This is a genomic window from Pseudomonas sp. 3JA (genome assembly GCF_036961705.1).
GTDB lineage: Bacteria > Pseudomonadota > Gammaproteobacteria > Pseudomonadales > Pseudomonadaceae > Aquipseudomonas > Aquipseudomonas fluorescens_Q.
On record NZ_JBAMDJ010000051.1, the window covers coordinates 18,172 to 41,415 of the forward strand.

12 protein-coding genes and 1 pseudogene are annotated in these 23,244 nt (G+C 62.0%); 7 read left to right on the forward strand and 6 right to left on the reverse strand.

Annotation, left to right across the window (positions count from 1 at the left end):
- Positions 1–5: 5 nt before the first annotated feature.
- The 4 genes from V7773_RS27060 to V7773_RS27075 form a co-directional block, all read right to left on the reverse strand.
- A complete protein-coding gene (locus V7773_RS27060; RefSeq protein ID WP_092221830.1) occupies positions 6–1,112 on the reverse strand; it encodes a hypothetical protein in 1,107 nt (368 codons plus the stop codon).
- A 276-nt stretch (positions 1,113–1,388) separates the two neighbouring features.
- On the reverse strand, positions 1,389–1,679 hold the full coding sequence (locus V7773_RS27065; protein WP_053179162.1) for a DUF3077 domain-containing protein: 291 nt from the start codon (positions 1,677–1,679) through the stop codon (positions 1,389–1,391).
- A 623-nt stretch (positions 1,680–2,302) separates the two neighbouring features.
- Positions 2,303–2,662, reverse strand: a complete 360-nt coding sequence (locus tag V7773_RS27070) for a hypothetical protein (protein WP_336076166.1) — start codon at positions 2,660–2,662, stop codon at positions 2,303–2,305.
- Positions 2,663–2,744: 82 nt separating this feature from the next.
- Positions 2,745–3,623 carry a hypothetical protein gene (locus tag V7773_RS27075; RefSeq protein ID WP_336076167.1) on the reverse strand — a complete coding sequence of 293 codons (879 nt, stop codon included), beginning with the start codon at positions 3,621–3,623 and terminating at the stop codon, positions 2,745–2,747.
- Positions 3,624–3,962: 339 nt separating this feature from the next.
- Between V7773_RS27075 and V7773_RS30620 the strand changes: the two are divergent.
- Both V7773_RS30620 and V7773_RS30625 read left to right on the forward strand, forming a co-directional pair.
- Positions 3,963–5,117: pseudogene (locus tag V7773_RS30620) on the forward strand (FIST signal transduction protein); the annotation flags it as partial.
- A 372-nt stretch (positions 5,118–5,489) separates the two neighbouring features.
- Positions 5,490–5,990: a methyl-accepting chemotaxis protein gene (locus V7773_RS30625; RefSeq protein WP_223471818.1), complete on the forward strand. Its 501-nt coding sequence runs from the start codon at positions 5,490–5,492 to the stop codon at positions 5,988–5,990.
- Positions 5,991–6,044: 54 nt separating this feature from the next.
- On the opposite strand, the gene V7773_RS27085 is transcribed toward V7773_RS30625, so the two are convergent.
- Both V7773_RS27085 and V7773_RS27090 read right to left on the reverse strand, forming a co-directional pair.
- Positions 6,045–7,466 (reverse strand): diaminobutyrate--2-oxoglutarate transaminase, encoded by a 1,422-nt coding sequence (locus V7773_RS27085; RefSeq protein WP_336076168.1) that lies wholly within the window; start codon positions 7,464–7,466, stop codon positions 6,045–6,047.
- A gap of 136 nt (positions 7,467–7,602) precedes the next feature.
- Positions 7,603–9,666, reverse strand: coding sequence for a TonB-dependent receptor (locus V7773_RS27090; protein WP_336076169.1), 2,064 nt, complete (start codon positions 9,664–9,666; stop codon positions 7,603–7,605).
- Positions 9,667–9,913: 247 nt separating this feature from the next.
- Here V7773_RS27090 and V7773_RS27095 point away from each other — a divergent pair, with 247 nt between their 5' ends.
- The 5 genes from V7773_RS27095 to V7773_RS27115 all read left to right on the forward strand — a co-directional run.
- Positions 9,914–10,891, forward strand: coding sequence for a TauD/TfdA family dioxygenase (locus V7773_RS27095; protein ID WP_336076170.1), 978 nt, complete (start codon positions 9,914–9,916; stop codon positions 10,889–10,891).
- A gap of 7 nt (positions 10,892–10,898) precedes the next feature.
- Positions 10,899–14,327, forward strand: coding sequence for a condensation domain-containing protein (locus V7773_RS27100; protein WP_336076171.1), 3,429 nt, complete (start codon positions 10,899–10,901; stop codon positions 14,325–14,327).
- Between the two features lie 17 nt (positions 14,328–14,344).
- Entirely contained in the window at positions 14,345–15,391 is a 1,047-nt protein-coding gene (locus V7773_RS27105; RefSeq protein ID WP_336076172.1) for a TauD/TfdA family dioxygenase, read from the forward strand.
- A gap of 111 nt (positions 15,392–15,502) precedes the next feature.
- Entirely contained in the window at positions 15,503–18,565 is a 3,063-nt protein-coding gene (locus V7773_RS27110; protein WP_336076173.1) for a non-ribosomal peptide synthetase, read from the forward strand.
- Between the two features lie 58 nt (positions 18,566–18,623).
- The coding region (locus V7773_RS27115; protein WP_336076174.1) for an amino acid adenylation domain-containing protein at positions 18,624–23,244 on the forward strand (4,621 nt) is incomplete at its 3' end.

The following is a 23,244-nucleotide window of genomic DNA, read 5'->3' on the forward strand; positions in this document are numbered from 1 at the left end:
GGTGTTCAGCGGTTGGCCTCCAGCTTATATCCATCACCCGCCGACGCCGGAGTCGTTTCATTGGCCAGCGCAAAAACACACTCATCCAGATAAGGCCTGACATCCGCCCATTTCCTGCGATCGGCGATAAACCCTCTCAACTTCTTTCCCGCATCCACGACGTCCGGTTCATGGGCCATCAGCATGATCCTGGCGACTGAACTGGCGTCATCGGCCTTGTGCTTGGCATGATCCTGCCGGGCGTAAGAGTGAAACTCCTCGATTCGCCCCTGCACAGCCTCGGCACCGCCCATGCACTTGTCACCCAACACCTCTTCACGCCGCTGCGCATGCCCACCAGCAAAGCTGTCCTGGACAAGGTGAAGCAAGCTGCCAAGCGCCACCTGGTTCACATTCGCCCGTAGCCATGGACGCCCGACGGCAAAAAGATCCTGCACGGTCTGTCCGTTATTGAAATGCTGGTCCCAGCCTTCGATCTTGATATCTTTCAAATAGGTATTGATGGGATAGGTTCCATCGGCAACGCCCCAAGCGAACTCGGCCCACATCATGATTTCTCGCTTGGTCTGCTCTGGCGCGACGCCCTCCTGGGAAGCCATGGAATGCAAGAACTGCAGGTCGCCAAAATGCGAACGAGAGATGTAATTCCCTGCGCCCATGAACGCCATTGGATCAGAAGCGCTTTTGCTTTCGGCTTTCTCGAAAAGATTTACCCAGCACCGCGTCTGCGAGATAAAACCCACCGAATAACGTCCATCGCAACCCTTGGTCTTGGCATCTTCCGCGCCCGGCATGAACACCGGATCATCGTTCCAGCGAACCCCGGCAATGATGTAGGCACCGGCATTCTCCAGATTGGGGTTGCTGCACTCCTGCCAATCCCCGTCGCACCCATAGATCTTCTGCGTCAGCGCCTCATGGGCAGGATCGGAAAAATTATGCAGCGCAAAACTGGCGAAAGGCACCGTCGCCTTATAGGAAACCCCGTATTTCTTGGCCATCTCCCGCTCAGCCAAGGTGCCATCCGGCGAAAGCTGAAAAGCGTTGACCTGGCCGATGCAACCCAACAAAACACCCCAGGCCACTCCGGACACGGCTTTGTATGTATTCATGGATTGTCTCTGCAAAGGGCGATGACGAGCAGGTTCTCGTCTCACACCTGGGGTTGTGGTGGGCGTGGTAAATGGCAAGACGCCATCGTCGATAGCATAGCGGGTGTCGCTTTGCCGTCCAGGCGTCATAGGGCTGATTTTTAACCGCTCTGGTGCTGCATCACCAACCCGAAGAAACCGGGGACAGGCCATGATTTGAGTTCACCTGTAATCGGTCCGTCCCATAATCGTGGCCTGCCCCTGCCTTTCCCCTTCCCGACTAAGTGGGATGCGTCTTTAGCTATTGGAGTGTTTTGATTCCCCGGGTCTAACTGTCATGACTTTCACTACATCATCAATCACCGCTTTGCTCATCTCCATTAAATAATGAGCGGCCCAGGCATGGCGGTCCGTTTTCCTTTCGAAGGTTGCGTCCTCTGCGAGCCGGTAAGCGAGATGCAAGAGATCTGACGCTTGTTGCAACGCTTCATTTAACGGGACACCGCCGTTAACGCGGAACAGCGGACGGTCGGAGCAATAATGGAATGGGGTGTAGCCGATAGTTTTTGCTTCTGCCTGTTCGGTCATTTGCTATCTCCACTGACTGAGATGCAGCGGGACCGCGATACAGAGCTGCAGAGCAGAAGAGGCCGTTTTCTTGATCTATCGATATGCATTGTTCAACTCCCTTGATTCGAAGAGCTGCCGCATCCGTTACCAAGCGAATGGGTGGCAGCTGTGCGCAGGTTGGTAAACCGGGGAATCAAGGAAACCGGCACGTCAGAAGACGTCCCACGCACAGCTGCCATAAAACAAAATCGCAGGCCTGAAAGCCTGCAATCCTGTCCGTGCACTGTTACGCCTTATTCCACCGGGTTACCAAGCCCGGTCGCTGAATGTGCAGCGACATCCAGAGCGTAACGCGACAGAAAACCTCCGGCGAGAGGCTTAGGGCCAGAATAGTGCTTTTGGTGGGATTTTCAGAAGTTTCCTACGTGAGAGCCCAGTATCCGGAGAAGCAAGGCTCGAGGAAACGGATGCCCCTCAGGCCTGTCAGGCGTTTTCTTCAATTGAGCTTTGAACAAGCGCTGGAAAGCTACTTGCGTTGCGCTCGACGCAGCACTGAGGAGGGATCCCTCAGGGTCTATCCCCGTTTTTCCCCACAGTCCCCATTTCCCGTGGTCTGTTACCGAGGATCCGCTGATCAAATATCAGTAGTCAATTCGCTGCTCACCGCGCTTACCGAAGTTAACGATGCGGGCCAACTGAAACCCCATTGGAAGTACCTTATTTCGGATCAGCTGAGACACCGCATCTTCAAGAGCGTCAGATATAACCAAGTCCGCAGAAATGTGAATCCAGTACGGTACGTCTTCATGCGCATCTTCGTCCGAAATAGCGACGGAGAAAGTCATGCTACCAAGAGAGCCTTTCAAATAATAACCCTCAACGTAATTACCGCTCTCGCGCTCTTCCCCATCATTAACGCCTAGGGCATCAAAGAACGATTTCGCAAATGGTCGAAGCCCCACGCAGCCAGGGTGCATACCAAGCAGATTTACATATTGCATCTAATTCAACCTCCAGGAACGATTGGTTTCACAACAATTGATGGCTGAACAGGTAACGCACCGGGGACGAATGCGCCTGGCGTCACATCTCGACCGAGTATACTCGTCCAGTTAGTAGACCAGCCTTTGAGTAACGGGTAGTCAGGGGGGACAGCCCACGTTTTCCACGCCGCTGCGCATGCCCACCAGCAAAGCTGTCCTGGACAAGGTGAAGCAAGCTGCCAAGCGCCACCTGGTTCACATTCGCCCGCAGCCATGGACGCCCGACGGCAAAAAGATCCTGCACGGTCTGTCCGTTATTGAAATGCTGGTCCCAGCCTTCGATCTTGATATCTTTCAAATAGGTATTGATGGGATAGGTTCCATCGGCAACGCCCCAAGCGAACTCGGCCCACATCATGATTTCTCGCTTGGTCTGCTCTGGCGCGGCGCCCTCCTGGGAAGCCATGGAATGCAAGAACTGCAGATCGCCAAAATGCGAACGAGAGATGTAATTCCCTGCGCCCATGAACGCCATTGGATCAGAAGCGCTTTTGCTTTCGGCTTTCTCGAAAAGATTTACCCAGCACCGCGTCTGCGAGATAAAACCCACCGAGTAACGTCCATCGCAACCCTTGGTCTTGGCATCTTCCGCGCCCGGCATGAACACCGGATCATCGTTCCAGCGAACCCCGGCAATGATGTAGGCACCGGCATTCTCCAGATTGGGGTTGCTGCACTCCTGCCAATCCCCGTCGCACCCATAGATCTTCTGCGTCAGCGCCTCATGGGCAGGATCGGAAAAATTATGCAGCGCAAAACTGGCGAAAGGCACCGTCGCCTTATAGGAAACCCCGTATTTCTTGGCCATCTCCCGCTCAGCCAAGGTGCCATCCGGCGAAAGCTGAAAAGCGTTGACCTGGCCGATGCAACCCAACAAAACACCCCAGGCCACTCCGGACACGGCTTTGTATGTATTCATGGATTGTCTCTGCAAAGGGCGATGACGAGCAGGTTCTCGTCTCACACCTGGGGTTGTGGTGGGCGTGGTAAATGGCAAGACGCCATCGTCGATAGCATAGCGGGTGTCGCTTTGCCGTCCAGGCCTCATAAGGCTGATTTGTTCAGAGACCGCCCCCGGGACCGATACGAAAGTCGCTATCCAACAGACGGAGCAAACCCCAACCAAAAGCCCCTATGGACCGCCCCCGCAAATAGCACAAGCTCACGCCCATACAAGTCCCCAGCCGTGACCGCTACAGGGAAAGGACTCCGCACGCATACCTCGTACGCGTCACGTCGCGCTCAACCGAGTCCAGCCATGAACCTACTGAACCTCTTCAACACTGCCCGAGCCCGCACTCAAGGGGCTGTAAGTGTGGCCTGCACCTCTGCTGAATTGGACCAGGCGCTGGCCAACGTACGTATCACCCCTGTGTTGGTCACCGGGTTCGTCTCCCCTCACCTGGACATCGACCGGGTCGCCGCCAAGGTCAAGCAGCGCTTTCCCCAAAGCGCCATCAGCTTGTGCACGACGTCGGGTGAGCTGTGCAACGGTGCGAACACGTTGTACTGCCAGACCGGCGAGAGCTGGGATCGGGTGGTGTTGCAGCTATTTGACGCCAGCGTGATTGTGTCGGCCGAGGTGGTGATGGTGCCGCTGGAGTGCGAGGACATTCGCGGAGGCGGCAAGCGCTTGGCCATGCGTGAGCGCATCGCCAGGCTGGTGAATAACATCAAGCAGGCGCAAGTGAGCACACCCATTGATCATCGCGATACGCTGGCCTACGTGGTGTTCGATGGTCTTTCAGCTTCCGAGTCGTTCTTTATGGAGGCGCTCTATGAGTCGGGGCGTTTTCCTTGCCTGTTCGTCGGCGGCTCGGCCGGTGGCAAGACGGATTTCAAAAAGACCCTGATCAGTGATGGGCAACGCAGTTATCAGAACCACGCGCAGATTGTCTTCCTGAAAACCGCGGCGGATGTGCGCTTCGGGGTGTTCAAGAGCCAGAACTTCCAACCTGCCGGGCTGACGTTCAGCGTGCTGACCGCGTCGGTCGAAGACCGCACCATCGATCAGGTCATCGACAGCCGGGGGAACATCAAGAGCATGGTCCAGGCGCTGTGCGATGCATTCGAGTGCAGTGCCCAGGCGCTGGAAAAGAAGCTCGCCGATTATTCATTCGCCATCCGTGTGGGCGATGAGCTGTTCGTGCGCTCCATTGCCCGTATCGACTATCAGCAGCAGATCATCCAGCTGTTCTGCGACGTGGCGCCCGGCGAAGAGCTGGTGATGGTCAAGCGCACGCCCCTTCGCGAGGCGACTCGACTGGACTACGAGAAATTCCTCAAGGGCAAGGGCGGCCGTCCGGTGGCCGCTATTCTCAATGACTGCATCCTGCGCCGGCTCAACAACAGCAGCGACCTGGGCAGCATGGCCGGTATTTTCGGGGATGTGCCTTTGGCCGGGTTCTCGACGTTTGGTGAAATTCTCGGTTTGAACCTTAACCAGACACTCACGGCGATTTTTTTCTTCAGGGTCACCAAGGGCGCCAGCTTTGTCGATGAGTACGTCGATAACTTCATTGCCCACTATGGTGAGTTCAAGGCGTTTTTCCTGCGCCGCCAGGTCAAGAAACTGGCCGGCCTGAACCATGTCGTGGTCAAGCAGATCATGGCGTTCAAGATGAACGACTTCAGCAGCGCCCTGGACACTCGCGGCCTGGACAACACCATCCTGCCGGTGTTCGACGGCCTGACCGATCTGGGCCAGGTATTGGCCCAGGCCAGCCAGCAGCAAGCGCAGATGGCGACGCAAATCAAGCACTACTCAGGTGAGCTACACCTGTCGATGGATGACCTGACGGGCACGATTGACCGGCAAAACAGCGTCGCCGAGCAGGCCGGCACGACCGTCGAACAGCTTGCCACGCAAGCGGGTGAAGCGGTGGTCGGCGCCCGTGCGCTCGCCAGTTCGAGCTTGCGTATTCAGTCGATCGTACAGGTCATCCAGCAAATCGCCGGACAGACCAACCTGCTGGCCCTTAACGCCGCCATCGAAGCAGCGCGGGCAGGTGAAATGGGCAGAGGGTTTGCGGTGGTGGCGGATGAGGTCCGCAAGCTCGCGGAAATCACCCGCAAGAATGCTGCGGAAATTGGCGTGGACATTGACCTGCTCTCGACGGAGATCCAAGGCGTCGCCCAACAGATCGAAGACCAGTCCGTCGCCGTCAGCGCCCTGCGCGAGATGCTCGATGCCCTGGAAGACTCGAGCCGCACCACCGAAGGCACGGCACAACGCACGAAGGCCATCGCGGACACCTTGACCGGGCTGACCCACGCCAGTGCCTGAGCAACTGTTGCAGGGTTTGGTGTTGGGTCCGGACGCTGGTCCGGACCTGGATGATCAGCCTGCGGGGCGCTCGTTGATTGTGCTCGCGGCTTGGAACAGGATTTTCGCGACGAAATCGATTTCCTGTTCGGTGATGATCAACGGCGGCAGGAAGCGTACGGTTGCGCCGTGGCGTCCGCCCAGTTCAACGATCAAGCCGTGCTTCAGGCAAGCCTGCTGGAATGCCTTGGCCCGGACCGTATCCACCGGCGGATGACCCTGTACGTCTGGGGTGCCTTGCGGGTCGACGATTTCCATGCCGAGCATCAGGCCGCGTCCGCGAACATCGCCGATCCAGGCGAACTCGTTTTGCAGTGCCTGCAGGTGTTTTTGCAGGTGGGCGCCCACCGTTTCAGCGTGCTGGACCAGGCCTTGATCACGGATAAAACGCAAGGTCGCGGTACCCGCCGCCATCGCCAGTTGATTGCCGCGGAACGTGCCGGCGTGGGCACCCGGCTGCCAGACGTCCAGCGACTCGTGGTAGACCATGACCGACAGCGGCAACCCGCCGCCGATGGCTTTGGACAGGGTGATGACATCCGGCGTGATACCCGATTGCTCGAAGCCGAACATCCGCCCGCTGCGGGCAATGCCGCACTGGATCTCGTCGACGATCAATGGGATGCCATGGGCCTGGGTCAACCGGCGCAACTCCTGCAGCCAGCGGTCCGGCGCGGCAATCACTCCGCCCTCGCCCTGGATCGGCTCCAGGATCATCGCCGCCGGTGCGGTCACGCCGCTTTCCGGGTCGTTGAGCAGGTGCTCGAGGTAACGCACGTTCAACGTGACCGCCTGATCGCCGGCCACCCCGAACGGGCAACGATAATCGTGGGGAAATGGCAGGCGCTGCACGCCGGGCATCAATGCACCGAGGGCATTTTTCGGCGACAGGTTGCCGCTGATGGCCAGCGTGCCCAGGGTCATCCCGTGATAGGCCCCTTCGAACGCCAGGACCGAATGCCGTCCGGTCGCGGTACGGGTCAGCTTGAGCGCGGCTTCCACCGCATCGGCCCCACTCGGGCCGCAGAACTGGATGCGCGCATGGCGAGCGAACTCGCTGGGCAGGCAAGAGAAAATCTCTTGGACAAATGCGTCCTTTACGGGGGTCATGAGGTCCAGGGTGTGCATCGGCACACCGGCCGCCATGACCTGGGTGATGGCTTCGACGATCACCGGGTGGTTGTGCCCCAGCGCCAGGGTCCCGGCACCGGCCAGGCAATCGACGAACACTTGCCCCCGGCTGTCCTGCACATAAATGCCATGGGCCCTTTCAAGCACCAGGGGAATGCGTCGCGGGTAACTGCGGGCGTTGGATTCCTGCTGTTGCTGACGTTCCAGCAGTGGTGTCGAATCGAGGCAGTAAGGGCTCGACAGACCGGTGTGCAACAGGCGTAGCTGTTGCGCGCCACCCGCTGTGACATTCGAAAAAGCACTCATGATTTCCTCCATGGAGGCTGGGTTTGGAAGGGAACGAACAGCCTGGAAACAAACATCCGAAACATTTCAGGACAGACGCGGGGAGATTGCCTCCCCGCGCCCGTGGGTTTACACGTCGTTGCTTACATGTCGTAACTTACATGTCGTAACGCAGGATCATCCCCACCGTGCGCGGTGCGCCGACGTCGATGATCTCGTCGTTGCGGTTGTTGGTGACGTATTCCTTGTCGAACGCATTCTTCACGTAGGCGGACACAGCGACATTCTTGGTGACTTTGTACTCGGTGTTGAAATTCACCAGCACATAGGCGTCGCTCTTACGCTCACCAGTGACTTTGCCGTTCGCGTCGAACTCGTACTCCGACGGCGCGGTGCTCTGATAGACAATATCCGTGCCGAATATCAGGCGATCGTCGAAGCGATAGACACCACCCACCGAGGCCTTGTATTTAGGCGAGTAGAGGAACGACTCGCCGCTCCTGTCCTGACCATTGTCAGCGACGAAGTCCTTGTATTTGCTATCGGTAATGGCGCCCCCGACGTTCAAGGTCAGTTGTTCGGTGATGTCTTTTTCGACGAAGACTTCTAGGCCCTTGATCTCACTGCGACCAGCGTTGTAGATATCAATGACGTTGCTACCGGGCTGCCGCACGCTGACCTGCTGGTCTTTCCAGTCGGTGTAGTACAGGTTGGCGCGGGTACGCAGGGTCTTGTCGAAGAACGAACCGCGATAGGACAGCTCGTAGTTGGTGGTGTATTCCGGGTCGTAGGCCTGGTGGCCGCTACCGGAACGCAGGTTGACACCGCCACCGCGATAGCCCTTCTGCACCGTGAAACCGAGGTACTGATCCGCTGCCAGTTCGTAGTCGATGCCGAGTTTCGGCAGCACGGCATCAAACGACTTTTTGATTTTCTCTGGGACGAAGCGGCCATCTGCTTCGATGTCGGTATCGTTCGTCTCGTGGTCGTAACGCAGGCCGGTGATCAAGGTCCAGCGCGGGGCGAACGTCCAGTTGACTTCACCGAACACCGCCTTGTTTTCAATCTTGGTATCACCTTTGACGGTACGAACCAGCACGTCATCGAACAACAACCGGTCGTGGAAGTTGTTGGTGTTGTGGCCATAGTAGGCACCGACGAAACTCTTCACCGTGTCCGAGTCGTAATTCAGACGCAGCTCCTGACTGAACAGGTTGCCGTCCTGCTTACGCAGAACAACCTCGTTGTCCACAGCATTCTGGTCAAAGTCCAGACGGTTGCTGTAGTCGGTACTGGTATTGGCGGTCATGCTCGTCAGCGACCAGGCATCGTTCAGCCGGTAATCCACCTTGGCGCTGAGGGTGTCTTGCTTGAGGTTGTCGAAGGCCTCGGTATTGGACCCGATGTCGTAATAGCTCGGCTTGCCATCGGCGCCGCGCATCGTCGAGCGGTCACCCTGGCGATGTTCGTTATGGGCATAAGTCAGCAAGACGTCAGTGTCGTCATTGGGCAGGATCAGCAATTTACCGCGGGCGTTGCTGGTGCGATGCGGGTTGGCGTCTTTATCGAGCGTGGTGTTGCGGATGTAGCCGTCACCGTCGGAATAATCCACGGCGATACGCCCGGCGATCTTGTCATCCACGATGGCCCCGCCGCCCGCCACGGCCGCACCGTGCTCACCGTAATTGCCCACGCTGGTCTGCGCCGAGAAGCTCGGTTCGAAGGTTGGGTTCTTGGTTCGGATAACCACGGCGCCGGCCAGGGAGTTACGGCCCTGGGTGGTGGATTGCGGGCCAAGGAAAACCTCGACCTGCTCGGCATCCCAGAGCGGGACCGGGCTGAGGGTCAGCGCACGGTTCGGCTGCACGGCCCCGTCGACATACACCGACACCGCCCCGTTGAGGGCCGCCGGCCCCTGGTCGTCAAAACCGGACACCGGCACGCCACGGATACCCCAGTTTTCATTGCCGGCCTGGCTATAGACGCCGGGCGTGCGGGCAAACACATCCACCAGGTCCTTGTCGCCGTGCTCACGCAGATTCTTGTCGGTGACGACCACGACACTGGACTGGGTCTTTTCGAGGGTACGGTCGATCTTTTCACCGGTCACAGTGATTGGAGCGATCTCCATCTTGCCGGCTTCCTCAGCCGCCCAAGCACCGTTGCTCAGACCGATGGCCGACCCTACAGCCAACGCAATTGTGTTCTTTTTGAAATTCACGCCCCGCTCCCATGCGACAGATATTTTTGGTTTTTTGAGCTGGCCGAAGGCTGTTTGGCGCCAGCGGAGCGGAGTCTAATCCAAAAAAAAATTTAAATAAATAGTATTGATAATCCATCTCATTTGTACCTAGTATGTCGTCTTGTATCGCCTTACATACATTACAGACGAGTCCTACATCGCTGACCGCTGCCCTGCTTTCATGGTCTTGTGACTGGTCGAAGAAGACAAAAGAGGATGCACAAGGATGACCTCAATCGAGCACCTGAACGGGCGTTCCGAGCTTTTTTCAATGGCGCCCACGGATGCAAGCGCCCAATCGCTACCCTTGCTGGTGCAGGGGACGTCGGGGCAGTCGATTCACGATCTGGACATTTCGATCCGCGACAGCGTGGCCCATGTCTTGAGCACCGTTGGCGGCGTGTTGTTTCGCGGCTTCACCGTCGCCACGCCCATTGATTTCAAGCGCTTCGCTGCCAGCTTCGGTGCACCGCTGGCCAGCTACGAATTCGGCTCCACGCCGCGCAGCAAAGTCTTCGCCGGGGTCTATAGCTCCACCGAGTACCCGGCCCATCAATTCATCCCGCTGCACAACGAACAGGCCTACACCCGCCCCTGGCCTTCGCGCATCTGGTTCCACTGCATCAAGGCCAGTGAAACCGGTGGCGAGACCCCGATTGCCGATAGCCGCCTGATCTACCAGCGCATGCCTGCCGAGATTCGCGAGCTGTTCGCCAGCCGTGAGTTGCTCTACGTGCGCAACTACAGCGGCGCCCTGGACCTGCCCTGGGAGAAAGTCTTCAATACCCAGGACCGCGCCCAGGTCGAACGCTACTGCCAGGACAACGACATCGAGTGGGAATGGAAAGCCGATGGCGACCTGCGCACCCGCCAGCGTTGCGCCGCTGTGCAACAGCATCCCGATACCGGTGAGTGGGTCTGGTTCAACCAGGCGCACCTGTTCCATGTCTCGGCCATCGAACCGAGCGTACGCGCCAGCCTGTTGGCAGCGGTGGGTGAAGAGAACCTGCCGCGCCACGTCTACTTCGGCGACGGCTCGCCGATTGCCGACGACATGCTCGACACCGTGCGCGAGGTCTACCGCGAGACTGCCATCAGTTTCCCTTGGCAGCCCGGCGATATCCTGATGCTCGACAACCGACTGGTTGCACACGGTCGCAATCCTTTCACCGGTGACCGCAAAGTCATCGTGGCCATGGCGTAAATTCCACATGCTTTCATTCGAACACTGGATCGACGTGCTGGAAGCCAATGCCCAGCACTTCCCTCAGCGTGCCGCCCTGCATTTTCTGCCGGACGGCGTAGAGATCGGCGAAACCCTGACCTTTGCCCAACTGCACGAGCAATCCCAATCCCTGGCGGCCGCGCTGCAAGCGCGTTATGCACCGGGTGATCGGGTGCTGCTGATGCTGCCCAGCAGCCTCGACTACGCCCGCGCTTTCTGTGCCTGCCTGTATGCGGGGCTGATTGCCGTGCCGTTGTTTCCACCGCCGTCGCGCAAGCCGCGCCATCTGGACCGCGTCCGCAACGTGGTGGTGGATGCCGAACCGGCGCTGATTCTTGCACCGGAAGATTATTGCGAAGGCTTGCTGGAGCTGGTGGAGGGCCGCGTCGATGTGCTGACCGTCCAGCACCTGGGCACGCCACCGGCCAGCCACTGGCAACGCCCGGCCATCGACGGTTCGACCGTGGCCTTCCTGCAATACACCTCGGGCTCTACCGGCTCGCCAAAAGGCGTCGAGGTGCGCCAACGCAACCTGATCGCCAACGTCGAACTGATGCGCCGGGCGTACGCTTTCGACGAGCACGGCGCCATGGTCAACTGGCTGCCGCTGTACCACGACATGGGCCTGATCGGTGGCATGCTGGCACCGCTCTACAGTGGCATGCCCTGCTACCTGATGGCGTCCCAGACCTTCGTCAATGCACCGTCGACCTGGTTACAGGCGTTGAGTCGCTACCGCGCCACCGCCAGTTTCGCCCCCAACTTCGCCTATGCCCTGTGCAACCGCGTGGTCAGCGACAACCTGATCGCGCAGCTCGACCTGAGCGCCTGGAAACATGCGATCAACGGCGCCGAACCGATCCACCCTGGCACCCTGGAAGCCTTCGCCCAGCGCTTTGCCGCGTGTGGCTTGAACCCGTTGGCCATCAGCCCCGGGTATGGCCAGGCCGAAGCGACCCTGTGCGTCAGCGCCACGCCGGCCGATGCGCTGCCAGTGGTGCTGCGCCTGGACAAGACCGTACTGGAGAGCGGTCGCGCGGCCCTGGCGACGGCCGATGCCGCTGCCGTGGAGTTCGTCGCCTGCGGTTACCCGCAAGCCTTGCACAGCATCGCCATCGTCGACCCGCACACCTTCGAACGTTGCGCCGCCGACCGCATCGGCGAGGTCTGGCTCAAGGGCCCGAGCAACGCCGAATCCTATTGGAAGAACCCCGAGGCCACTCGCGAAGCCTTTGAAGCGCGGATTGTCGGCTCATCGGAGCATTACCTGCGCTCCGGCGACCTGGGCTTCATGCATGAAGGCCAGGTGGTGATCTGCGGACGGCTCAAGGACCTGCTGATTCTCAACGGGCGCAACCTCTATCCCCATGACATCGAATTCGCCATTACCGACGCCGAGCCGGGCATCCGTACTGGACGCATCGCCGCCTTCTCGGAAATGGACCCGGCCCTGGGCCGCGAGAAACTGGTGATCGTCGCCGAGCCGCAGCGCAAATTCGTCGACCCGGCGCATCATCCGGCGCTGTTTGCGTCGATGCAAAACGCCGTGCGCGAAGCCGCCGACTGCGGCATCGACCAGATTGTGCTGGTGCAAGCCGGCACCATCCCGATGACCACCAGCGGCAAGATCGCCCGTCAAGGCGCACGCAAACAGCTCGCTGCGGGCACGTTGAGCATCATCGCCCAGAGCGGTGCAGTGCAGGCCTCGAGCGGCGCTGTCCTTGACCTTGCCCAGCTCAAGCGCCTGGCGACCGAAACGCCGCAACAGGCCCAAGTCGCCTGCCGCCAGTGGCTGGAACAGACGCTGCACGCGGTCAACCCGTATTTGTCCGCCGACTTCGAACGCAGCCTGATCGGCCAGGGCCTGGACTCCATCGGCGTAGCCGACTTCGCCGCGCGCCTGCACAAGGATCTGGGCTGGAGCCTCGATACCCAACGTCTGTTCGGGGAAACCACCCTCGGGCAATGGGCCCTGGCGCTGCAAGATTTCCTGAATGAACCGGCACCAATGGCCGAAGCTTCGACCGAGCAGGCCAATCTCAGCCAGGGCCAGCAATCGTTCGCCCAGCGTCGCCTGTGGTTCCTGCGCCAACTGAACCCGGACGACACCCGCCACAACCTGGTGCTGCATCTGCGCCTGCAAGGGCCGTTGGACATCGAGACGTTGGCCCTGCGCTTGAACACGCTGGTCGAACGGCATGGTGTGTTGCGCACGGTGTACCGCGACGGTGTCGATGGCCCGCAACAACAGGTGTTGCCGGCCACGGCGGTAGCGCTGATCCATCATGATTTGCGTGAACAGAATGAAGCGCAGCAACAGCAGGCGCTGAACGAACACCTGGCCCACGAACACGCCACCCCTGTCGATTTGCAAGCCGGCCCACTGCTGCGAGCGCAGTTGCTTAGCCGACATGACCAACAGCATGACCTGCTGCTGACCCTGCACCACATCGCCTTTGACGGGCGGTCGGCGCAAGTGTTGCTGGCGGAGCTGGCTGGTTCGACGGACATAGGGCTGCCGGGGCAATACCTCGATTTCGCCCAATGGGAAGCCCGGTACTGGAGCGAACAGCGGATCACCACCGAGCAGGACTTCTGGCGCGGACACCTGGCCGGCATGCCGCAAACATTGGAACTGGGTGGCAGCGGTCAGGCCCCGGGCGAACACAGCCTGGACTTCAGCGTGCCCCAGGCCCGCTGCGAACGGTTGGCAGCACTGGCCCGCGAGCAGGGCATGACCTTGTTCATGCTGCTGCTGGCCAGCTACCAACTGGTACTCAAGCAATTGGGCGGCCAGCAGCAATTCCTGCTGGGCACCGACGTCAGTGGCCGGCCACTGGCCGAGCACAGCGACGTCATCGGTTTCTTCGTCAACCAGTTGCCCCTGCGTTGCGACTTGCGTGGCGAACCGACCCTGGCCGGTTTCCTTGAGCGGGTTCGCGATGAAGCGCGCCTGGCTTATGCCCGTCAAGCCCTGCCTTTCGACCTGGTGGTCTCGGCCCTCGCGCCGCAACGCCGCCCCGGTCACTCGCCGCTGTTCCAGGTCAAGCTGAACTATCAACCGTCACGGGTGACCCCGACCGACATCGCCGGCGCGCAACTGTCCGCGCTGGACGTGGCCCAGGCACCGGGAGATTTCCACCTGGTGCTCGACCTCGTGCACGGCAGCGAAGGCCTCGCCGCGACCCTCAAGTATCGCGGCGAATACTTCGACCAGCAGCGTGCCCTGCGCCTGCAACACCTGTGGACGGGCCTGCTGGAACAACTACACACCCTGTTGGACGAGCCGCTGCCGGCATTGGCCGAGCGCATCGACAACTGGGACCAGGCCTTTGCCCGTGAGCGACAACAGTCACAGGCGCTGGCCGGTCGCAGCCAGATGATGCAAGCCAAACGTCGCTCCTTGTCCCTTTAACCGAGTCGGATGCCGTTATGTCTATCGTGCCCCCATCGCCACGCGCCCTTGGCGCCGTGCGTCGCAAAGCCATGAACGTCTCGGAACAACAGTTGGTCACCGAGCGCCTGCTCAGCCCGGACCACGCCCTACCCCTGGTGATCGAGCCGGCGGTCAGCGGCGTCGACCTGATCGCCTGGGCCACCCGGGAACGCGAGTCGCTGGAAAGGAAGCTGCTGGAGTACGGTGCCTTGCTGTTTCGCGGCTTCAACGTCGCGTCCGTCGAGCAGTTCGACCAAGTGATCGCCGCCCTCTCCCCCGGCGCTCTGGAATATATGTTCCGCGCCTCGCCCCGGACACGGGTGGGCGGCAACATCTACACCTCGACCGACTACCCGGCCGACCAGATGATTTTCCCCCACAACGAGCACTCCTATTCGCCGCGTTTTCCATTGCGACTGTTCTTCTATTGCCAACTGCCGTCAGAAACCGGTGGTGAGACACCGATCGGCTCGACCCGCGCCGTGAAGGCCAGGATCAGCCCGCAGATCGAAGCGCGATTCCGGGAAAAAGGCGTGCTGTACGTTCGCAACTACGGCGATGGTTTCGGCCTGCCGTGGCAGACCGTGTTCCAGTCCGAAGACCGTGGCGAAGTGGAAGCCTACTGCGCCAGCGTCGGCATCGAAGTGGAATGGAAAGACCACAATCGCCTGCGCACCCGCCAACGCGGGCCGGCCGTGGTGCGCCATCCGCGCACCGGCGAAGAGGTCTGGTTCAACCACGCCACGTTCTTCCACATCAGCACCCTGCCTGGGCGAATCCGCGATTCGCTGCAAAGCAACTTCAACGACCTCGACCTGCCCACCAACACCTTTTATGGCGATGGCGAACCCATCGAGCCCCAGGTCCTGGAGTCGCTACGCGCGGCCTACCTCGACTCGCTGGTGCGGTTCAGTTGGCAACAGGGGGACGTGTTGTTCATCGACAACATGCTCGCTGTGCACGGTCGCGAACCCTTTACCGGCAAGCGCGCCATCATGACCGGCATGGCTGAAGCCCTGCTGTCGAGCGACGTTGCCGTCTGACATTCAACGGGTCCACCCGCCGTTCGCAGGAGGCTTGCCTGACACGTGTCCAGCAAGCCCCGACGTCTGTGCGGTGATCCAGGCTCAAGCCCTTTTCCAGTCGAGATGAACATGAGCGGACTTCAAGGTTTTCGTATTTCGCCGCAACAGGCATCGGTTTACCCCCACATCAACGGCGCGGCGGAACACCCGTTCAGCTGCCATTTGCAATGGTCGCTGTCACAGCCACTGGACGTCGATGCACTGAACAACCGCTTGCAAGCCTTGGTGGCCGGCAGTGAAATCCTGCGCACGCGCCTGATGCCCGTGCCCGGCCTGCGCCACCCGGTGCAGGTGATCGACGAAACTGCTCCGCTGGCGGTGAATCTCCAGGACCTGCGCCAGCACAGCCGTGCCGACCAGGACGCCGCGCTGGCCCGGCTCGCCGGCCAGCCCCGTGACTGGACGTCTCCCCTGTACGTGACCCTGGTGCGCCTGTCCGACGAACAGACGATCCTGGACCTGGCGGCGGCCAGCAGCCACTTCGACCTCGCCAGCCTGCAATGGCTGGCCGACGCACTGCTGCACGACACCGCAACGGACCTGTCCGACACCTTGCAGTACGCCGACTACGCCGAATGGCGCTGGAGCCTGGTCGAAGACGCGCCGGACCATCCGGGCGTGAGCTTCTGGAAACCCTCGGGCGAAACCGAACAGGCCACCTTGCAACTGCCGCTGGAAGTGGCCCTCGATGGCGGGTTCGCGCCGACCCGGCTGGACCTGACGCTGCCGAGCGACCTCGCCGGTCACTCGGCCCTGACCCCTGACCTGCTGCTGGCGGCATGGGCAGCGGTGCTGGGACGATTGGCCGGCCAGCAACAGGTGCCGCTCACCCTGATCCATGAAAGTCGTGGCGCGGAACTGGAAAGCACCCTGGGCCTGTTCGAGCAGTGCCTGCCCGTGAGCATCGAACTGGATGCCCAGGCGACCCTGCTGGAACAAAGCACGCAAGTGGCCGCCACCCTGGAACGGGCAGTCGGCTGGCAAGACTATTACACCGGCCACCTCAACGCCGGCTATGCCTTTGCCTGGCGCTCGGGCGATGCCCGGGAGCGCCATGCCAGCGCGGTGATGAACCCGCTGAAGGCGTGCCTGAACGTACGCCAGTTGCCTGACAGCCTGCATGCGCAACTGGTCTACGACCGCCATGCCCTCAGCGCCGAAGCCGCGGGCTGCCTCGCCGAGCAATGGCTGCAACTGCTGCAAGGCGCCCTGGCTGAACCGCAACGGGCCTGGGCCCGACTGCCCCTGGGTGGAACGCTGCAATCGCAGTTGATCGGCACCAGCACGAGCGTGCCGTCCATCGAACCGGTGACGCTGGTGGAATTGATTGCCCGTCAGGTTCGCCAACAGCCAGACGCCATTGCCCTCAGCGACCAGGATGGCGACCTGAGCTACAGCCGCCTCGACGCCTGCGCCACGCAACTGGCCCATCGACTGGTCGCGGCCGGGATCGGTCCTGGCGTGCCCGTCGGCATCCTGTTCGCCCGCAGCAACGCGGCCATTGTCGCCATGCTCGCCGTGTTGAAAGCCGGTGGCGCCTACGTGCCGATCGACCCGACCTACCCAGCCGACCGCCGCGCCTACATGCTCGCCGACAGCGCCATTGCCCACATCGTGGTCAGCACCGAACTGGCCGACAGCGTGCCGGCCAACCTGCAACGTTTCGTGCTGGATGACCTGGCAGCGCCGGACCTCGGCGATTGGCCGGCGCTGCCGTTGCCGGACGCGAACGACCTCGCCTACTTGATCTACACCTCGGGCTCCACTGGCGCGCCGAAAGCCGTGGAAATCAGTCACGGCGCACTGAGCTTCTCGACCCAGGTGCGCATGAGCACCTATGACAGCCCAGTGCGCGCCTATCTGCTGCTGTCGTCGTTCGCCTTCGACAGCTCGGTCGCCGGGATTTTCTGGACCCTGGCCCAAGGCGGACGGCTAGTCTTGCCCGCCCCGGGGGAAGAGCTGGAAATGTCCCGCCTGGGGCAACTGATTGCCCAGCATCAGGTCAGTCACGGCCTGTCACTGCCGTCGCTGTACCAGGCCCTGCTCGATCAATTGCAGCGCAGCGCAGGCACCGACAGCCTCGCCTGCTGGATCGTCGCCGGTGAAGCCTGCCCACCATCGCTGATCGCGCAACACAGCAAGACCTTGCCCCACGCCCGGCTGGTGAACGAATACGGTCCCACCGAAGCCACCGTCTGGGCCACCTATGAGGTGCTGGAGCCCAGCCGCAACGTCAGCATTGGCCGCCCCATCGCCGGCATGGACCTGCGCCTGCTGAATGAGTTCGACACCGCCTGCGGCATCGGCGAGCCAGGGGAAATCGTCCTCGCCGGCCCGACCCTGGCCCGCGGCTATCGCCACAAACCCGAAGAAACCGCCAAGGCCTTCGTCACCCTGGCCGACGGCACCCGCGCCTACCGCACCGGCGACCTGGCGTGCTGGTTGGCCGACGGGCGCCTGGCGTTCCTGGGGCGCAAGGACCATCAGGTCAAGGTGCGCGGCTACCGCATCGAGCTGGGTGAAATCGAACGCCAGTTGTGCAGCCACAGCGACGTGCGCGAAGCCGCGGTGATCGTCCAGGAACACGCCGCCGGCAAGCGCCTGCTCGCCTACATCCTGGCCGCCCACGGCTACGCACCGGATTCCGAGGCGATCAAGCGTTACCTCGGCGAGCGCCTGCCGTCGTACATGGTGCCGGCCCTGGTGCTGACCCTGGCGAGCTTTCCGCGCACGCCCAACGGCAAGCTCGACACCCGCCAGTTGCCCGACCCGGACCAGTTCGACGAAAACGCCCACGTGGCGCCACGCAACGCCATGGAAACCGCCCTCCAAGCGATCGTCGCCAAGGTCTTGAAGCTCTCGACGGTGAGCGTCACCGACAACTTTTTCGCCATCGGCGGCGACTCGATCCTGAGCCTGCAAGTGGTGGCCCAGGCCCATGAGCAAGGCATCGCGCTGTCGGCCAAGCAAGTTTTCGAACGCCAGACCATCGCGGCCATGGCCGAGGTCGCTCAACCGCTGGCGCCGAGCGCCGCCGAGCCGCAAGCCGAGAGTGCCGAGTTCAGCGCCTCGGGCCTGTCCAATGACGAAATGCAAGCGCTGATGGCCGAACTGGACGAGGCCGACCTGTGAGCGGTTCGTCCCGTCGCCCCGCCATCACCGTTGCCCCTTTTTACGCAGGACGCTTTCAATGAACACCGAAAAAACCACCGGCAACCCGATCGAAGACATTTACCCGCTGTCACCGCTGCAACAAGGGATGCTGTTTCACTCCCTGCTGCACGAAGACTCCGGCGTGTACCTGATGCAGGATCGCTACCGCATCGGCGGGGCCATCGATGAAAGGGCGTTCCTCGAATCGTGGCGCCAAGTGGTGGCGCTGCACCCTTCCCTGCGCGCCAGTTTCCAGTGGAAAAGCCAGAAGCAACCGGTGCAGGTGATCCATCGCCAGGTCAAGGTACCGCTGGACACCCTCGACCTGCGCGGGCTCGCCCCCCATGAGCAGGAAACGCGGATCCGTACGCTGCTGGAAGACGAACAGAAAGTCGGCTTCAACCTGTCGAAGCCACCGCTGATTCGCTTCCGGCTGGTGCGCCTGGGCGATGAGTCCTACGAGTTCATTCGCAGCTTCCACCACATCCTGATGGACGCCTGGTGCATTTCCCTGGTGACCGTGGACTTCCTCAAAGTCTACGAAGCACTGTGCAACGACCGCACGCCGGAGCTGAAAAGCCCGCGGCCGTTTCGCGATTACATCCAGTGGCTGCAACGCCAGGATGCGAGCAAGGCCGAGCAGTTCTGGCGCGGCCAGTTGCAGGGTCTCAATGCCCCCACGCCACTGACCGTGGACAACGGCGTGACCCGCGACCGCTACACCGATGCGGTGCTGGTGGACGACCAACTGATTCACCTCGACGAACAGGAAACCCAGGCACTGGCGGCGTTCTGCCGCAGTCGCAGGATCACCCCGAACACGTTCTTCCAGGGTGTCTGGTCGCTGCTGCTGTCACGCTACAGCGGGCAACAGGACGTGGTCTTCGGCGTCACCGTGGCCGGGCGCCCGGCCGACCTGACTGGCGTCGCGGAAATGATCGGCCTGTTCATCAACACCTTGCCGCTACGGGTTTCGGTGGACCCGAACGCCTCGCTTGGCAGTTGGCTGGGCGACCTGCAAAAGCTCAACGTCGACATGCGCGACTTCGAGCACACGCCCTTGACCGACATCCAGGGCTGGAGCGATTTCCCCCGGGGCGAAACCCTGTTCGACAGCATCCTGGTGTTCGAAAACGCGCCCATCGACGAACAGATTCTCGAAGGTGGCTTTCAGTTCAGCCTCGAAGGCATGGACCACAGTGTACACACCCACTATGGCTTGACCGTGGTGATCCTGCCGGGCGAACAGCTGGGCATCCGCGTCTCCTATGACCGCGAACGTTTCGAAGCCGCCACCGTGCAACGCCTGCTGGGCCACATCGCCAGCCTGGTGCGCAGCATGCTCGCCGCACCCGAGGCGCCGCTGGCAAGCTTTGAACTGCTGGCCGCCGAGGAACGCCAGCAGTTGCTGGGCGAGTGGGCGCTGAACCCCCACGACTTTGCGCTGGATCAAAGCTACGCCGAGCTGTTTGCCGCCCAGGTCGCCCTGCGCGGTGATCAGATCGCCGCGACCTGCGCCGGTGAGTCGCTGACCTACGCCGAGCTGGACCTGCGCTCTACGCGCCTGGCCCACGCCCTGCGCGAGGCCGGCGCCGCTGAAGACCAACTGGTCGCGCTGGTGGCCCCCCGTGGCCTGGAGCTGTTGAGCATGATGCTGGCTGTGTTCAAGGCCGGCGCGGCGATGCTGCCCCTTGAAGTCAATCACCCGCCCGAGCGCCTGCGGGAAATCCTCGGGCTGTCCCGCGCCCCGCTCCTGGTCGCCAGCGAAGCCTGCAGCGGCCTGCTCGATCAACTGCTCAGCGGCCTCGACCAGGCACCCGAGGCGCTGTTCGCCGAAGCCTGCTGGACGTCCGGCAACGACGCGCCACTGCCGGTGCTCGCCCGCCCCGACAGCCTGGCCTACGTGCTGTTCACCTCGGGTTCGACCGGCACGCCGAAGGGCGTGATGATCGAACAGCGCGGCATGCTCAACAACATCTTCGGCAAAGTACCGGCCCTGGGGCTCGGCGCCACCGACCGGATTCCCCAGACCGCCTCGGTGGCGTTCGACATTTCGGTGTGGCAGTTCCTCGCCTCGCCGGTGCTCGGTGCCACCGTGCACATTCTTCCCGATGACGTCGCCCACGACCCGCAACGTCTGCTGCAGGTGCTCGCCAGCGAGCGCCTGAACGTGTTGGAAATCGTCCCGAGCCTGATGCGCACCGTGCTCGCGTTGTGCCCGTGCGATTTGCAACTGCCGGACCTGCGCTGGGTGTTGCCTACCGGCGAAGCCCTGCCGCCGACCGTGGCCCGCGACTGGTTCGCACGCTTCCCCGACATCGCCCTGATGAACGCCTACGGGCCGGCCGAATGCGCCGACGACGTGGCCTTCCAGCCGATCTTCGCAGCGCCGGGGGCCGAGGTCAGCCACATGCCCATCGGCCAACCGACCGCCAACAACCGCCTGTATGTGCTGGACGAAGCCCTGCGCCCGGTGCCCATTGGCGTGGCCGGGGAAATCTGTGTCGGTGGCGTCGGCGTCGGTCGCGGCTACCTGCACGACCCGCAGCGCACCGCAGACGCGTTTATCGACCACCCTCAATTTGAAGGTCGCCTGTACCGCACCGGTGACCTGGGACGCTGGCGTGCAGACGGGGTGATCGAATACCTCGGCCGCCGCGACCAGCAGGTAAAGCTGCGCGGGCACCGGATCGAACTGACGGAAATCGAACACCGTCTCACCCAGCACCCAAACGTACGCGAAGCCGCCATCCTGCTGCGGGAAAACACCGTCGGCGAAGCCTGGCTGGTGGCGTACTGGTCGGCCCATGACGAAACCCTGGGCAGCGACGGCCTGAGCGAACACCTGCGCACGCAACTGCCGCCGTACATGGTGCCGGCGGCCTTCGTCTGCCTGGACAAACTGCCCCTGAACAATAACGGCAAGGTCGATCGCAAGGCCCTGGCCGCCCGGGAGCTGGACTGGCAGGCCGACACCCAGCAAAGCATCGCCCCGCGCAACGCGCTGGAAACCACCGTGGCGTCGATCTGGGCCGAGGTCCTGGGACGCGATACGGTGGGCGTGGAAGACAACTTTTTCACCCTCGGCGGACACTCGCTGCTGGCGACCCAGATCGTGGCCCGCCTGCGCACTCAGTTCAAGCTCGACCTGCCGTTGCGGGTGCTGTTCGAACAGCCGACCGTGGCCTTGCTGGCCGTGGCCATCGCCGCCCGCCAGGCCCAGGCCGCGGCACCGCAAGCCAGCGCGATCAGCGTGCCCAAGGCCCAGCCACGCCCGCCGCTGCTGCCGCTGTCGTTCTCGCAACAACGCCTGTGGTTCATCGAGCAACTGACGCCGGGCACCACCCTGTTCAACATCCCCTTCGCCCTGCATCTCAAGGGTGAACTCAATGTCGAGGCGCTGCACGCCAGCCTGAATGACCTGCTGGTACGCCACGAAATCCTGCGCACCGGCATCCACAGCACCGACGGCGCGCCGTGCCAGCGCATCAGCCCAGCGCTGGACATCGCGCTACCCTTCGAAGACTTGTCGGGGTTGACCACCACCGCGCGCGCCGGCGCGCAGTTCACGGCCCTGCAAGACACCTTCGAGCAGCCTTTCGACCTGACCTGTCCACCGCTGCTGCGCGCGCGTTTACTGCGCCTGGCGCCGGGCGAGCACGTACTTGGCATCGCTCTGCATCACCTGGTCTCGGACGCCTGGTCGGCCACCATCGCCCTGCGCGAGCTGGCCCTGGGTTATGAAGCCCGTTGCAACGGCGTTCCCGCCGAACTGCCGGCCCTGCCGCTGCAGTACGCCGACTTCGCCCTCTGGCAGCGCGAACACCTGCAAGGCGCCGAACTCAAGCGCCAACTCGACTACTGGACCACCACCCTGGACCGTCGCGACAGCGATGCCAGTCCGCTGCTGGCCTTGCCCACCGACCATCCACGGCCCTCGGTGCAAAGCTACCGCGCCGGGATCGTGCAGCGTGAACTCAGCGCCGACCTCAGCGCCCGGGTACAAGCCTTTGCCAGTCGTCTCGGCACCACACCGTTCACCGTCCTGTTCGCCGGCTTCGCCGTGCTGATGCACCGCTTGAGCGGCGACTCCACGGTGCTGGTCGGCACCCCGGTCACCCACCGTGAACAGCCAGGCACCGAAGGCCTGCTGGGCATTCTGTTGAACAACCTGGCGATCCGCGCAGACTTCGAACCGCAAGCCGGCTTCAGCGCCCTGGTCAAGCAAGTGGCCGAGCGCCTGCGCGATGGCCTGCTGCATCAGGACTTGCCGTTCGAGCAACTGGTGGACAGCCTGCAACTGCCGCGCAGCCTCAGCCATGCGCCGCTGTACCAGGTGATGGTCGCCCAGCAACTGGCCATGGAGTCGCGGTTGCGCTTCCCCGGGTTGGCATTCGAAGCGCTGGACACCCCGCTGCGGCACTCCGAATGCGACCTGGACCTGCACGTGCTGTGCCCGGCCAATGCGCCGATCCAGCTGAATCTGTTGTTCGCGCTGGATTTGTTCTCTGCCGACAGCGCCCGCCAAATGTTGGCGCGTCTGGAGCAGTTACTTGAGGGGATGATCGCAACACCACAACGGCCAATCGCCGAATTGCCTCTGCTGAGCGCTGCGGAGCATCAGCGCACGCTGATTGATTGGAACGCCACCGAGCGCA

Coding starts and splice junctions, on each gene's coding strand:
- V7773_RS30625 (WP_223471818.1), top strand. CDS start 5,490: ATGGATGACCTGACGGGCACGATTGACCGGCAAAACAGCGTCGCCGAG.
- V7773_RS27060 (WP_092221830.1), bottom strand. CDS start 1,112: ATGAATACATACAAAGCCGTGTCCGGAGTGGCCTGGGGTGTTTTGTTG.
- V7773_RS27095 (WP_336076170.1), top strand. CDS start 9,914: ATGACCTCAATCGAGCACCTGAACGGGCGTTCCGAGCTTTTTTCAATG.
- V7773_RS27105 (WP_336076172.1), top strand. CDS start 14,345: ATGTCTATCGTGCCCCCATCGCCACGCGCCCTTGGCGCCGTGCGTCGC.
- V7773_RS27065 (WP_053179162.1), bottom strand. CDS start 1,679: ATGACCGAACAGGCAGAAGCAAAAACTATCGGCTACACCCCATTCCAT.
- V7773_RS27085 (WP_336076168.1), bottom strand. CDS start 7,466: ATGAGTGCTTTTTCGAATGTCACAGCGGGTGGCGCGCAACAGCTACGC.
- V7773_RS27110 (WP_336076173.1), top strand. CDS start 15,503: ATGAGCGGACTTCAAGGTTTTCGTATTTCGCCGCAACAGGCATCGGTT.
- V7773_RS27070 (WP_336076166.1), bottom strand. CDS start 2,662: ATGCAATATGTAAATCTGCTTGGTATGCACCCTGGCTGCGTGGGGCTT.
- V7773_RS27075 (WP_336076167.1), bottom strand. CDS start 3,623: ATGAATACATACAAAGCCGTGTCCGGAGTGGCCTGGGGTGTTTTGTTG.
- V7773_RS27100 (WP_336076171.1), top strand. CDS start 10,899: ATGCTTTCATTCGAACACTGGATCGACGTGCTGGAAGCCAATGCCCAG.